This window comes from Variovorax paradoxus (genome assembly GCF_022009635.1).
Classification (GTDB): domain Bacteria; phylum Pseudomonadota; class Gammaproteobacteria; order Burkholderiales; family Burkholderiaceae_C; genus Variovorax.
In genome coordinates this window covers 3,236,151-3,249,366 of the sequence record NZ_CP091716.1, presented here as the reverse complement: position 1 = coordinate 3,249,366, position 13,216 = coordinate 3,236,151, and the positions used below count along the sequence as shown (strand labels likewise).

The 13,216-nt window shown below is 70.1% G+C and carries 13 protein-coding genes; 7 read left to right on the top strand and 6 right to left on the bottom strand.

All coding sequences use genetic code 11. From position 1 onward, the window contains the following. Nucleotides 1-36: 36 nt before the first annotated feature. Genes L3V85_RS15055 through L3V85_RS15040 form a run of 4 tightly spaced genes read right to left on the bottom strand, consistent with a single transcriptional unit; the run spans nucleotide 37 to nucleotide 4,903 of the window. Nucleotides 37-981, bottom strand: coding sequence for an ABC transporter permease (locus tag L3V85_RS15055; protein WP_237679933.1), 945 nt, complete (start codon nucleotides 979-981; stop codon nucleotides 37-39). Beyond that, entirely contained in the window at nucleotides 978-1,943 is a 966-nt protein-coding gene (locus tag L3V85_RS15050; protein WP_237679932.1) for an ABC transporter permease, read from the bottom strand. The genes L3V85_RS15055 and L3V85_RS15050 overlap by 4 nt, the downstream gene beginning before the upstream one ends. Then, complete coding sequence (locus tag L3V85_RS15045; RefSeq protein WP_237679931.1) at nucleotides 1,940-3,490, bottom strand: sugar ABC transporter ATP-binding protein; 1,551 nt, start codon at nucleotides 3,488-3,490, stop codon at nucleotides 1,940-1,942. The genes L3V85_RS15050 and L3V85_RS15045 overlap by 4 nt, the downstream gene beginning before the upstream one ends. Nucleotides 3,491-3,517: 27 nt before the next feature. Beyond that, on the bottom strand, nucleotides 3,518-4,903 hold the full coding sequence (locus L3V85_RS15040) for an NAD-dependent succinate-semialdehyde dehydrogenase (RefSeq protein ID WP_237679930.1): 1,386 nt from the start codon (nucleotides 4,901-4,903) through the stop codon (nucleotides 3,518-3,520). A 211-nt stretch (nucleotides 4,904-5,114) separates the two neighbouring features. Between L3V85_RS15040 and L3V85_RS15035 the strand changes: the two genes are divergently transcribed. Then, complete coding sequence (locus L3V85_RS15035) at nucleotides 5,115-6,458, top strand: substrate-binding domain-containing protein (protein WP_237679929.1); 1,344 nt, start codon at nucleotides 5,115-5,117, stop codon at nucleotides 6,456-6,458. After that, nucleotides 6,455-7,108, top strand: coding sequence for a hypothetical protein (locus tag L3V85_RS15030; RefSeq protein WP_237679928.1), 654 nt, complete (start codon nucleotides 6,455-6,457; stop codon nucleotides 7,106-7,108). The genes L3V85_RS15035 and L3V85_RS15030 overlap by 4 nt, the downstream gene beginning before the upstream one ends. Before the next feature lie 28 nt (nucleotides 7,109-7,136). On the opposite strand, the gene L3V85_RS15025 is transcribed toward L3V85_RS15030, so the two are convergent. Further along, nucleotides 7,137-7,928 (bottom strand): crotonase/enoyl-CoA hydratase family protein, encoded by a 792-nt coding sequence (locus tag L3V85_RS15025; protein ID WP_272934796.1) that lies wholly within the window; start codon nucleotides 7,926-7,928, stop codon nucleotides 7,137-7,139. A 142-nt stretch (nucleotides 7,929-8,070) separates the two neighbouring features. On the opposite strand from L3V85_RS15025, the gene L3V85_RS15020 reads away from it, so the two are divergent. Next, nucleotides 8,071-9,087, top strand: a complete 1,017-nt coding sequence (locus L3V85_RS15020) for an AraC family transcriptional regulator (protein WP_237679927.1) — start codon at nucleotides 8,071-8,073, stop codon at nucleotides 9,085-9,087. Nucleotides 9,088-9,095: 8 nt separating this feature from the next. Here the strand turns inward: L3V85_RS15020 and L3V85_RS15015 are convergent, their stop codons facing one another. Continuing rightward, nucleotides 9,096-10,091, bottom strand: coding sequence for a sialic acid TRAP transporter substrate-binding protein SiaP (locus L3V85_RS15015; protein WP_237679926.1), 996 nt, complete (start codon nucleotides 10,089-10,091; stop codon nucleotides 9,096-9,098). 176 nt (nucleotides 10,092-10,267) lie between these two features. On the opposite strand from L3V85_RS15015, the gene L3V85_RS15010 reads away from it, so the two are divergent. The 4 genes from L3V85_RS15010 to L3V85_RS14995 all read left to right on the top strand — a co-directional run bounded on the left by L3V85_RS15010 (nucleotide 10,268) and on the right by L3V85_RS14995 (nucleotide 13,122). After that, complete coding sequence (locus tag L3V85_RS15010) at nucleotides 10,268-10,774, top strand: O-acetyl-ADP-ribose deacetylase (protein ID WP_237679925.1); 507 nt, start codon at nucleotides 10,268-10,270, stop codon at nucleotides 10,772-10,774. Continuing rightward, on the top strand, nucleotides 10,771-11,547 hold the full coding sequence (locus L3V85_RS15005; RefSeq protein ID WP_237679924.1) for a class I SAM-dependent methyltransferase: 777 nt from the start codon (nucleotides 10,771-10,773) through the stop codon (nucleotides 11,545-11,547). The genes L3V85_RS15010 and L3V85_RS15005 overlap by 4 nt, the downstream gene beginning before the upstream one ends. Before the next feature lie 76 nt (nucleotides 11,548-11,623). Further along, the gene (locus L3V85_RS15000; RefSeq protein WP_237679923.1) at nucleotides 11,624-12,133 is read left to right on the top strand and encodes a sigma-70 family RNA polymerase sigma factor; all 510 of its coding nucleotides are present in this window, start codon (nucleotides 11,624-11,626) and stop codon (nucleotides 12,131-12,133) included. Beyond that, on the top strand, nucleotides 12,130-13,122 hold the full coding sequence (locus L3V85_RS14995; protein WP_237679922.1) for a FecR domain-containing protein: 993 nt from the start codon (nucleotides 12,130-12,132) through the stop codon (nucleotides 13,120-13,122). The genes L3V85_RS15000 and L3V85_RS14995 overlap by 4 nt, the downstream gene beginning before the upstream one ends. Nucleotides 13,123-13,216 lie beyond the last annotated feature (94 nt).

The following is a 13,216-nucleotide window of genomic DNA, read 5'->3' as shown; positions in this document are numbered from 1 at the left end:
GTTCACTGCATGCGCGGCCTCCTGGTATGCGGCCGGCTAGCGGCGCTGATGGCGCCAGGCCGTGAGCGCCGCCGCGCCGATCAGGATCAGCCCCTGCACCGCGACGCGCAGCGGCTCCGAGAAGCCCAGCAGGTTCAGCACGGTGAAGAGCGTGTAGAGCGTGAGCGCGCCGATGCACGCGCCCGGAATCGAGCCGCGCCCGCCCAGCAGCACCACGCCGCCGATCACCGCCGCCGCGATGGCCTGCAGGTCGTAGCCCGTGCCCACGTCCACCGACACGCCCGAAAAGCCGCCGAGCAGGATGCCCGCCGTCACCGCCGAGAGCGACGACAGCACGAAGGCCGCCACCCGCACCCGGCGCACCGGCGCGCCGGCCAGTTCTGCGGCCACGGGGTTGTCGCCGATCATCAGCACCAGCCGGCCGAAGTTGGTGCGGTGCATGAGCCAGAAGCACAGCGCCACGAACACCGCCAGCACGATCACCGCGATGGGCAGCGTGCCGGTCAGCGGCACCTCGCGCAGCACGCCGCGCCCCAGGTAGCGAAGGTTCTGCGGCAGGTAGCCCGAAGGCGCGCCGCCCGACCACACCATGGCAATGCCCTTGATCGACAGCAGCCCGCCGAGCGTGGCGATGATCGACGGCACCTTCAGCCGCGTGACGACCAGCCCGTTGAGCAGGCCCACCGCGAGGCCCATCGCGTACGCGGCGGCCACGGCCGTCCATGTCATGTCGGCGTCGCCGTTGGTGATGAGCGCGCAGCCGATCACCACCAGCGTGATGAGCGCGCCCGACGACAGGTCGAAGCCGCCGGCGATCAGCACGAACGACGCGCCGCAGGTCAGGATGACGAGCGGTGCCGCGCGCTGCAGGAAGCTCATGAGGCCGGGCGCCGTCTGGTACAGCGGGCTCATGAACACCATCGTGCAAACCAGCACGACCAGCAGCACCAGCGCCGGATTGATATTGCGCCAGCGTTTCATGCCACATGCCCCTTGTTGCGGAAGGTGTAGACCCCCACCGCGATCACCACGATCAGCCCGCGCAGCACCTGGCTCAGGAACGAGTCGATCTGCAGCATGTTGAACACCGCGTCGATGGTGGCGAACACGAACACGCCCGCCATCGTTCCGGCGATGCTGCCGCGCCCGCCGGCCAGCAGCGTGCCGCCGATGACCACGGCCGCGATCGAGTCGAGGTCGTAGCCGCCGTCGCGGCCCACCCAGGGCGTGCCCGCCCCCAGCCAGCTCGCGAGGTAGAGCCCCGCGAGCCCCGACATCAGCCCGGCCATCGCATGCGCGCCGACCAGCACCCGCGACGTGCGGATGCCCGCGAGCCGCGCGCTGTCGGCATTGCCGCCCACCGCGAACAGATGCGCGCCGGCCACCGTGCGGGTGAGCGCGAAGGCCGCCGCCACAGCCACCGCCAGCAGGATCAGTACCGCGACAGGCACGCCCGCCACGCTGCCATAGGCCAGCGCCTGGTAAGCCTGCGGCACCTTGCCCTGCAGCGAGGTGAAGGCCACCGTCAGCACGCCCTGCAGCACCAGCCCCACGCCCAGGGTGGCGATCAGCGGGCTCACGCCCAGCCGCGCGATCAGCAGCCCGTTCACCGTGCCCACCGCCGCCGCCACCAGCAGCACGCCGACCACCGCATGGCCGATGGCGCCGGTGTCGCCCTGCATGAAGTAGGACGCCAGCACCGCGCTCACGCTGATGAGGTTGGCCACCGAGAGATCGATCGAGCCGCCGAGCATCACGAAGTTCTGCCCCAGCGCCACCAGGCCCAGCGCGATCATCCGCTGCAGCAGCCCCATCACGCCCGCCAGCGTGAGCTGCGCGTGCTGCCCCGTGGCCAGCGCCGTGCCCACGTAGACGCACGCCGACACGGCCACCAGCGTGACCGGAATCAGGTGGCGGCGCGCGAAATGCCGTTGCCCGCTCATGCCGCGGCTCCTTCGGCCTCGGCCACGTCGTGCCGCACCGCCTGCGCGATGACGGCTTCTTCCGACGCGCCGCGCGGCAGGTGCGCCACGATGCGCCCGAGCGCCATCACGCAGATGCGGTCGCACAGCCCGATGATCTCGGCCACGTCCGACGACACCACCAGCACCGCGCCGCCCGCGTCGGCATAGGCGCGCAGCAGGCGGTAGATGGTGGCCTTGGCGCCCACGTCGATGCCGCGCGTCGGCTCGCAGATGACCCAAAGGCGCGGCTCGCGCGCCATCCAGCGCGCCACCATCACCTTCTGCTGGTTGCCGCCGGAGAGCGCGCCCACCGGCATGTCGAAGTCGGCCGCGCGCACCTCGACCTTGTTCAGCAGCGCGTCGATGAGGCTGCGCGAACGCGCCGCGCTGCCGGCACCCGCGAGCGGCCCGGCCAGCGCGCGCAGCGTGAGCGCGGCGTTGTCGCGCAGCGACTGCTGCAGGCCCAGGCCTTCGCGCTTGCGGTCGTCCGGCAGGTAGCCGATGCCGCGCCGCGCGGCCTCGCGCGGGCTGCGGGCCGCGCCCTTGTCGTCCCATGCGCGCACCGTGCCGCGCGTGAAGCGCCGCTCGCCGAAGAGGGCGCGCGCCAGCTCCACCTTGCCCGAGGCCTCCAGCCCCGCCACGCCGACGATCTCGCCGGCATGCAGCCGCAGGTCGATGCCGTGCAGCACTTCGTTGCCGCCCTGCTCCACCGCGAACACCTCGGCGCCCGGCGGGTTGGCGGCGGCGGGCGGATAGAAATCGCTGAGCTCGCGCCCCACCATCAGCCGCACGATGCGCTCGACCGTGGCCTCGGCGGCCGGCAGCGTGGCCATCAGCTGGCCGTCCTTGATGACGGAGATGTCGTCCGCCAGCGCCATCACCTCGGCCATGCGGTGCGAGATGTAGAGCATGGCCACGCCCGCGCGGCGCAGCTCGGCGATCAGGTCGAAGAGCTTCCGCGATTCCACGTCGTCCAGCGCGGCCGTGGGCTCGTCGAGCACCAGGATGCGCGCGTCGAGCGACACCGCCTTGGCGATCTCCACCATCTGCTGCTCGGCCACCGAGAGCCGGCCGCATTCGGTGCGCGGATCGATGCGGCAGCCCACGCGGCGCAACGCCGCCTCGGCCCCGGCGTTCATCGCCTTGCGGTCGATCACGCCCCAGCGCGAGGGCTCGTGGCCCAGGAAGATGTTCTGCGCCACCGTGCGGTGCGGCAACAGCGCCAGCTCCTGGTGGATGATGGCGATGCCGGCCTGCCGCGCGGCCGAAGGGTGGCCGAACCGCACCGGCCGGCCGCCGATGCGGATCTCGCCGCCGTCCGGCGCATGGATGCCGCCGAGCACCTTCATCAGCGTCGACTTGCCGGCGCCGTTCTCTCCGCAGATGGCGTGGACCTGGCCGGCGCGGCATTGCAGGCTCACGTCGCGCAGCACCGTGACGGCGCCGAAGACTTTCCGTATGGATCGCATCTCCAGCAGGGGCGCGGCATCTCGCGCCGCCGTCGGATGGGCGGTGTGGGGGGTCATGGTGGGGCAGCTCAGTCGGTGATGCGCTTACCCCACGAAAACCAGCTTGGCGTTGGTGAGCTCGCGCGCGCCCAGCGCGCCAAGCTCGCGGCCGAAGCCCGAGCCCTTGACGCCGCCGAAGGAAGCGCGCGGGTCCGAACGCACGAAGTCGTTGATGAACACCGCGCCGGCCTCCACGGCCGACGCGAGCCTGTGGGCGCGCTCCAGGTCGCGACTCCAGATGGTCGCGCCCAGGCCGAACTCCGTGGCGTTGGCGAGCGCGATCGCTTCCTCGTCGGTCTTGAAGGTGAAGAGCAGCGCGACCGGGCCGAAGATTTCTTCCTGCACGATCGGCGCGTCATGCGACAGGCCCGCGATCACCGTGGGCGGATAGAAGTTGCCCGGCCCTTGCGCCGGCTGGCCGCCGCACAGCAGCCGGCCGCCCTGCTCCAGCGCGGCCTGCACCTGCGCATGCACGCTCTCGCGCAGGTCGGCGCGGGCCAGCGGGCCGAGCTGGGTTTCGGCCAGCAGCGGGTCGCCCATGCGCAGCGCCGAGGCGCGCTCGACGAACGCAGCCTGGAATTTCTCGGCAATCGCCTCGGCAATGAAGAAGCGCTTGGCGGCGATGCAGCTCTGCGCGTTGTTCGAGAAGCGCGAAGTCACGGCGAGCTGCACCGCGCGGTCGAAGTCGGCGTCTTCCAGCACGATGAACGGGTCGGAGCCGCCCAGCTCCAGCACCGCCTTCTTGCCGTGCGCGCCAGCTTCGGCGGCCACCGCGCGGCCGGCCTGCGTGCTGCCGGTGACGGTGACGCAGCGCACGCGCGGGTCGGCCACCACCGCCGCCACCGCGCCGCGGCGGATGGCCAGGTTCAGGTACAGGCCGGCGGGCGCGCCGGCGTCCAGCACCAGCTGCTCGAGCGCGCGGGCGCAGCCCTGCACCGTTTCCGCGTGCTTCACCAGCACGGTATTGCCCGCCAGCACGGTGGGAATGAAGAAGCGCAGCACCTGCCAGAACGGCAGGTTCCACGGCATCACCGCGAACACCGGCCCGAGCGATTCGTAGGCCACGTGGGCGTTCATGCCCTCGATGGGCATCGGGGCCAGGTAGCCCGGCCCTTTCTCCGCGAAGTGGCGCGCGCCGGTCGCGGCCTTGCGCACCTCGGCAATGGCTTCGCCAATGGGCTTGCCCATCTCGGTGGTGATGAGGCGGCCGTAGCTTTCGGCGCGCTGGTCGAGCAGGTCGGCCAGGCGGTCCAGCATGGCGCTGCGCTCGGCCATCGGCGTGGCCGACCAGGTCTTCCAGGTGGCGGCCGACTGCGCGATGCGTGCCTCGATCTCGGCCGATCCGTGGCCGGTGTTGGCCTCGATCAGCGCACCGTTGGCGGGGTTGTGCGATTGGAAGGCGGCGGGCTGGATGTCGGTCGGGAAGGCCATGGATCAGGACGTTCGGAATGGGGTTTCAAAGGGATGCGTAGTGTTCCCAGTGGCCCCGGCCCGCTCAACGCATATCCGTCCGTCTTATTCCATGAACAGAGAAAAATAGGGTTAGCCCCGAGCTTTCTATTCCACCATCGGAGAAAACTCCCGCACATGGAAGATTCGCGTCGCTAAAGTCGGCTGCGCCCCTCGACAAAGACCCCACACCATGCAAAGCCTCGAGCGCATCGCCAACCTGCTGTCCAGCTTCGGCAACGGACAGGCCGAGATCCCGCTGAACGAACTGCTCGCGCGCAACGGCATTCCGCAGTCCTCGGGCTACAAGCTGGTGAACGCGCTGGTGCACGAAGGCTTTCTGCAGCGGCCCGCGCGCGGCATGCTCGCGCCGGGGCCGGCGGCGGCGGCCTTCTTCTTCGCGCCGCTGAAGGCGCTGTCGCCGCCGGGCGACCCGAGCATTTCGGGCGGCGTGCGGCACTACCCCGACGCCAGCGGCCGGGGCATGCCGCGCATGGCGCAATGGAACCCCAACCTGCTCGACCTGGTGTCGACCGCGCGCTTCCGGCGCGAGCCGCCTTTCGTCATCGGCTTTGCCAACGCTTCGAGTTCCAGCCCGTGGCGCGTGGCGATGGCGCGCAGCCTGATGGCGGCGGCGCAGCGTCAGCGCGACGTGGTGTCGCGCGTGATGGTGCGCGACGCGCACGACGACCCGCGCCGCCAGATCGAGCAGCTCGCGGAGATGCGCGAGGAGCGCATGGACCTGTGCATCCTCAGCGCCGCCGCGAGCGACCACCCGGAGCTGCTAGCGGCCGTGCGCGGGCTGGGCGCCCAGGGCATTCCGGTGATCGGCGTGGACCGCATCTGCGGCGAGCCGGAAGACATGGTCTCCTTCGTCACCGCGTCCGACGTGCTGGTCGGGCGCATGAGCGCGCTGTGGCTGGTGGAGTACCTGGGCGGGCGCGGCCGCATCCTCATGCTGTGCGGCCGCGAAGACGCGAGCCCCTGCCGGCTGCGGCTGCAGGCCGCGATGGAAATACTCGGGCTGCACCCGAAGATCGAAGTGGTGGCCATCGAGTTCACCAACTGGGAGGCCAGCCTGGGCCACGAGATCGTGCAGCGCCACCTGGCGGCCGGCACCAAATTCGACGGCGTGTGGTGCGACTCCGGCCTGCAGGGCGTGGGCTCGCTGCGCGCCTTCACCGAGGCCGGCTACAAGCGCGGCACGATTCCGCCGCACACCGGGGGCGAGGTCAACCTCATGTACAAGCTCGCCTTCCATCACAAGATTCCGCTGTGCGGCGTCGACTACCCGGCGGCCATGGGCGCGCTGAGCTTCCAGACCGCGCTCGACACCCTCTTCGGCCGCCAGGTGCCGCGCCGCGTGGAGGCCAACCTGGAGATCGTCATCTCGCGCGGTCACGAGACCGCGTCGGTCAAGGCCGACCTCTTCGCCGAGGAAAAGGTGCGCTGGGACCGCGAGGACGAATACGTGCACGCCTCGGGCTGGATTCCCAGCAGCACCACGTCGCACGGGCGCAAGCCCTTCTTCGTATGAGCGCGGCCTGGACCACCGAGGCCGTCACGCGCTTTCGCGACATCCTCGCGCTGGTGTCGCGCGAGCAGGTGCGCACGGCCTACGAGATCGCGGTCAAGCTCAAGCTGCCGGTCAGCTCGACCTACCTCACGGTGGCCGAGATGGAGCGCCTTTCCTGCCTGGCGCGCGACGAGAGCGGCTATTTGCTCGTGGGCATCCGGCCGCAGCAGATGGCACTGGACGCGCTGGGCTTCCAGGTGGCGGCACAGCGCCTGGCGCCGCTGGTGCGCCACCTGCGCGACCAGTCCGGCGAGACGGTGTTCATGGCCAGCATGGCCGAGTTCGTGACCGTGGGCACGGTGGCCATGGGCTTCAACCCGGGGCACCTGGTGGTGCAGCCCTTCCAGACCTATCGCTACGCGGCCTCGCCGCCGCCGGCCGACATGGCACGCGCCGGCGTGTTCGAGGTCACGCTGGCCACCAATGCGCAATACGGCGACTACGGCGCGCTGGTGAACCTGATGGCGCTGCACCTGGCGCGCTCCACCTCGGCCGCGCATCCCGCCACGCTGGCGGTGGGCGTGGCGCGGCCCGAAGGGCAGTTCCGCGACGCGGCGCACCTCGCGCGCAAGCTGCTGGAGCTGAAGGCTTTCTTCGACTCGCCGGGCTGAACGGTTCGCGGCCGCGTTCGCGCCCGCATCAGGCCGGCGCGTGCCGCGGCGTGACCTTGGCCAGCGACTTGTCCACGAAGGCGCCCAGCCGCGTCTGCACCTCGGCGCCAGTCTGCACCACGGCCGCCATCAGCGACTCCGCGAACATGCCGTCGGTGGCCGACATGTCGGCGATGCGGCTGATCGACGTGACCATGGCGTAATTCGACAGCGGCGCGTTCTGCGCCACCCGCTTGGCCAGCGCGAGCGCCGCGCGCAGGCTCTCGCCGGGCACCGAGATCTCGTGCGCCAGCCCCAGTTGCACGCCGGCCTTGGCATTGAGCACGCGGCCCGTGAGCATCATCTCGACCATGCGCCCGGGCGTGATGATGCGCGCCACCCGCACCGTGGCGCCGCCGCCGGTGAAGATGCCTTTCTGCCCTTCCGGCAGCGCGAAGTAGGTGGTCGGGTCGGCCACGCGCACGTGCGTGGCGGCGGCCAGTTCCAGCCCGCCGCCGACCACCGCGCCGTGCAGCGCTGCGACAACCGGAATGCCGCCGTACTGGATCTTGTCGAAGGTCGTGTGCCAGCGCTGGCACACGCGCATGAAATCGACCGCGGTGCGCTCCTTGTCGTGGTGCTCCTTCAGGTCCAGGCCCGCGCAGAAGTGCGGGCCCTTGCCGGTCAGCACCACCGCCCGCGCCTCGCGCGGCAGCGACGAGAACGCCGCGTCCAGCTCGGCCAGCGTCTGCTCGTCGATGGCGTTGCGCTTGGCGGGACGGTTCAGGGTGACCACGGCCACCTCTTCATCCATGTGGACAGTGACGTTTCTTTCGCTCACGGCAAGGCTCCTTCAGGTATTGCGGATTCCGCCATCCCCGCACTGGGCGTGGATGGCGCTTCGCGTCTACGATAGCCCTCATCGCCCGGCGTCTGCTTGCAGGTTTCGCCCATTTATTTGCAGAATCCGCCAGCCTGAAAACATGCAAGAGCGCGCCACCGTCCCCGTCAGCTTCCTTCGCGACATGCTCACCGGCGCGCGCCGGCAGCTGCGCGCGCAAGACATCGACGCCATCGCCACGCAGGCTGGCATCTCGCCGCTGCTCCTGCGCCAGGGCGCCGCGCGCGTCACGCGCGAGCAGTTCGTGCGCATGTACGAAGGCGTGGCGCTGTTCATGGGCGACGAGATGCTGGGGCTGTGGTCGCGCCCCATCCGCGCGGGCGCGCTCAAGTACCTGGGCCTGAGCCTGCTCGACGCGCCGTCGCTCATGGTCGCGATGTACCGCTTCACCCGCTTCTGGAACCTGCTGCTCGACGACTACCGGCTGCGCATGGCGCGGGCCAACGGCGTGGCCACCGTCACCATCGCGCCGCGCCTGGACGGCACCACGCCCACGCCCTTCGGCCACGAGCTGATGGTCAAGCTGATCCACGGCGTGGCCTCGTGGCTGGTGGGGCGGCAGCTTCCGGTGCTGGAGGTGGGCTTCGCGTTCCGGCGGCCGGCCAGGTTCGACGAATACGCGAACCTCTTTCCCGGCCCGGTGCGTTTCGGCCAGGCGGCAAGCTCGGTCAGCTTCTCCGAGGCGGTGCTGCGCCAGACCTTCAGGCGCACGCGCGGCGAGCTGCTCGACTTCGTGCGGCGCGCGCCCGACGACTGGATCTTCGTGACCTTCGACCACGACACGACCCGCTCGTCGGTGCGCGACTTCGTGGCCGCGCGCCTGGCCACCGGCGTGACGCTGGGCGACGCCGCCACGTCACTGCACATGTCGGAACGCGCGCTGTCGCGCAAGCTGGCCTCGGAAGGCACGAGCTTTCGCGCGGTGAAGGAAGAAGTACGGCGCGACGTGGCAATCCAGCGGCTGGTGAAGACGCGCGAACCGATCGACCTCATCGCCGCATCGGTTGGCTTCGACAACACGCCGGCCTTTCACCGTGCGTTTCGCACCTGGACCGGCAGCACGCCGCGCGGCTACCGGCTGCGGGCGTCCTCCGACTGAAAGGCGCCTCAGTTCGCGCCGGCCAGCGCCTGCAGCTTCGCGTAGTCGCCCGGTCGCGCGCCCTGCTGCTCCGGCGTCGCGCGCTTCACGATGCGCTCGAGAAACAGCTGGCGGTTGACCGGCGTCACCGTCATGCCCTTGCCGCGCAGGAACTGCTCGTCTTCCAGCTCGCCGGCGATCACGCCGACGTTGGTCCACTTCGCGGTTTCGGCGAGCACCTTCTCGACCATCGCCTGCTGCGGCGGCGCGAGCCTGGCCCAGGCCGCCTTGCCGATCACGATGCCCAGCGTGTCGTAGGCGTGCGCGGTGAGCTGCACGTATTTCTGCACTTCGTAGAGCTTCTTCGACCTGACGATGCCCAGCGGGTTTTCCTGCGCCTCGACCTCGCCCTTCTTGAGCGAGCCGTAGAGGCTCATGAAAGGCAGCGTCACCGGCTTGGCGTCGAGCGCGGTGGCGAAGAGCTGGTAAGCGGCGGCCGAGGGCACATACAGCCGCAGGTCGCGGAAGTCTTCGGGCTTTGCCAGTGGCCTGGCCGAGGTGACCTGCCGCGCGCCGTAGTACACCGTGGCCACCATGCGGTTGCCGCTCTTCTCGTTGTAGCCCTTCATCAGGTCGGCCAGCAGCGGGCTCGCCAGGTACTTGCGCATGTGGTCGAGGTCCTTGAAGGCGAAGGGGTAGCTGCCCAGGCTCAGCGGCGGATAGCCCTCGGCCAGCGTGGCCTCGCCGACGTAGGCGATCTGCATGGAGTCGTTCGCCAGCATCAGCGGAAAGTCGGCCTCCTGCCCCATCTTCGAGGCGGGCACCACCTCGATCTTGATCTTGCCGTCGGACTGCTCCGCGATCTTGCGCGCCGCCAGTTCGGCCTGCTGGTGGAAGATGCTCGCGGGCTCGTAGACATGGCCCCACTTGAACTGCAGCACCTGCTGCTGCGCCTGCGCGGCCATTGCGCATCCCAGCACCACCAGCGCGAATCCGGCGCGGCGCCACGGCAAGAAGCTTTTCATCGACTCTCCCTCGGGTTGAGAACAGTCCGGCCCCATGCAAGATCGACGCCACTGCCGGTGGCCGGCGAGCGGATCGTAAGGAGTAGCGCCAGCCGCCGGGAGCGGGTTTGCCCGGCTCGGGTTTGCCGGGGTTCGCGGGACGCTATCGTTGAGGCTGCACCAGAAAGGAACACGCCATGACCGCCACGCTGCGCGCTCTTCGCGCCGACATCACGACCCTGCAGCTCGACGCCATCGTCAATGCCGCCAACTCGTCGCTGCTCGGCGGCGGCGGAGTAGACGGCGCCATCCACCGCGCGGCGGGGCCGGACCTGCTGCACGAATGCCGGCTGCTCGGCGGCTGCAAGACAGGCGACGCCAAGCTCACCAAGGGCTACCGCCTGCCCGCGCGCTTCGTCATTCATACGGTGGGCCCGGTATGGCGCGGCGGCGCATCGGGCGAGCCCGAGCTGCTCGCTTCGTGCTACCGGCGTTCGATGGCGCTGGCGGGCGAGCAAGGCGTGCGCAGCATCGCGTTTCCGAGCGTGAGCACGGGCATCTACGGCTACCCCGTCGAGCTGGCGGCCAGGGTGGCGGTGGACACGGTACGCGAGGCGGCGAACGACGCGCAATCGGTGCAGGAGGTCGTCTTCTGCTGTTTTTCCACCGGCGACCTCGCGGTCTACGAGGCGGCACTGGCATGACCAACGACTTCTACGACGAACTCGCCCCGCTCTATCACCTGATCTACCCCGACTGGAACGAGAGCATCCGCCTGCAAGGCGACAAGCTCGCGCGCCTGATCGACACCGAATGGCCCGGCGGCGGCGCGCGGCGCCGGGTGCTCGACGTGTCCTGCGGCATCGGCACGCAGACGCTGGGGCTGGCCGCGCTGGGCCATGCGGTGACGGCATCGGACCTGTCGCCCGAGGAGATCGAACGCGCGCGGCACGAGGCACGGACGCGCGGCCTCGATGTGGCCTTTTCGGTCTGCGACATGCGCGAGGCGCACACGCATCACGGCGGCGGCTTCGACATCGTGATGTCGTGCGACAACTCGATGCCGCACCTGCAGACCGACGAAGACCTGCTGACCACCTTCCGCCAGATGGCCGCATGCCTGCGCCCGGGCGGCGGTTGCGTCGTGAGCGTGCGCGACTATGCGAAGGAAGAGCGCGGCAGCAACCTCGTGAAGCACTACGGCGCGCGCGTGGAGAACGGCCTGCGCCACGTGCTGTTCCAGGTGTGGGACTTCACGGACGGCGGCAAGGGCGAGCACTACGACCTGGGCTTCTTCTTCGTCACCGAAGACCTCGCCACGCATGCCGTGAGCACGCGGGTGATGCGCTCGCGCTACTACGCCGTGTCGACCACGCGGCTGTGCGAGCTGATGCGCGAGGCGGGGCTGGAAAACGTGCGTCGCCTCGACGATGCGTTCTTCCAGCCGGTGCTGGTGGGCACCCGACCCGCGGGTTGACAACCCGCGCCGGCGGAGGCGGCGGCGGACGCCTGTAAGATGAGAGTAATTCTCAATTGACTCGATACGCCGCTCCATGACCTCCGCTCACGCCGCTGCCAACGGCGCCATGCACACCTTCTACACGGAACACCATGGATGGCTCAGCGCCTGGCTGCGACGGCGGCTCGGGTGCTCGCACAGCGCCGCCGACCTTGCACAGGACACCTTCGTGCGCGTGCTGCTGCGCCCGCAGGTACTGCCCACGCTGCGCGAGCCGCGCGCCTATCTCTCCACGCTCGCCAAGGGCGTCGTCAGCGAACACTGGCGCCGCCAGGCCCTGGAGCGCGCCTACCTGGAGACGCTGGCGCTGCTGCCCGAACCGCTGGCGCTGTCGCCCGAAGAACGGCTCTCGCTGCTGCAGACGCTGGACGAGATCGACGCCATGCTGGACGGCATGTCGCCCAAGGCACGCGAGGCCTTCGTGCTGTCGCAGCTCGAAGGCCTGACCTACGCCGCGATCGCCGAGCGGCTGCAGATCAGCGAGCGCACCGTCAAGCGCTACATGCAGCAGGGTTTCGAGCGCTGCCTGGCGCTGGTGGAATGAACGCCTCCACTACCGCGCCGGCTCCCGACGCCGCCGTGTTGCGCGAGGCCGCTCGCTGGCTGGTGCGCCTGCATTCGGGCGATGCCGGCAAGGCCGAGCAAGACGCTTGCTTGCGATGGCGCAGCGCCGACCCGGCGCACGAGCAAGCCTGGCAACGTGCCGAGCGCCTGTCGCGGAAATTCGGCGCCGTGCCGGCAACCGTCGGCATGCCGGTGCTGGCACGCCAGGCACGCACCAACCGGCGCGCCGCCATGCGCACGCTGGCCCTGCTGGCGACGGTCGCTCCCGCGGCCTACCTGGGCTGGCGCCATGCGCCGTGGCAGGCCTGGGCCTCCGACGAACGCACCGCCACCGGAGAGCGCCGCGAGGTGAAGCTGGCCGACGGCAGCCGCATGCTGCTCGATACGGCCAGCGCGGTGGACATCCGCTTCGACGGGCGCCAGCGAACGATCCGCCTGCGCGCCGGCGCCATCTCCATCGTGACCGCGCCCGATCCGCAAACGGGCGAGCGCGGGCGGCCCTTCGTCGTCGAGACCGTTCAAGGCCGGCTGCGCGCGCTCGGCACGCGTTTCACCGTGCGGCAGGAAGGCGACGCGCAAGACGGCGGCCCGGTGCGCGTGGCGGTCACCGAGGGCGCGGTCGAGATCACCTTGCGCGACGCCACCGCGCCCGCGCTGGTGTTGCCCGCCGGGCAGCAAACCGTGCTGACAGCCGAAGGCGCGGCCGCACGCCAGCCCGTCGATCCGCAAAGCCAGGGCTGGATCCAGGGCGTGCTGTATGCCGACAACATGCGGCTGGCCGACTTCTGCGCCGAACTCGCGCGCTACCGGCCCGGCATCGTCCGCTGCGCGCCGGAAGTCGCGGGCCTGCGCATCTCCGGCGCGTTCCAGCTGAACGACACCGACTACGTGCTCGCCATGCTGGCGACGACGCTGCCGGTGCAGGTGGTCACGCGCACGCGCTACTGGGTGAGCGTCGTGCCTGGCTGATTTTTTTCTTCGCTCCCCTGTCCCTTTTCTGCATCTCGTCGGGCAAGCCATGGAGCCGCGCTGTGATCGCGGCACCGACAAGGAATCCGAAAGA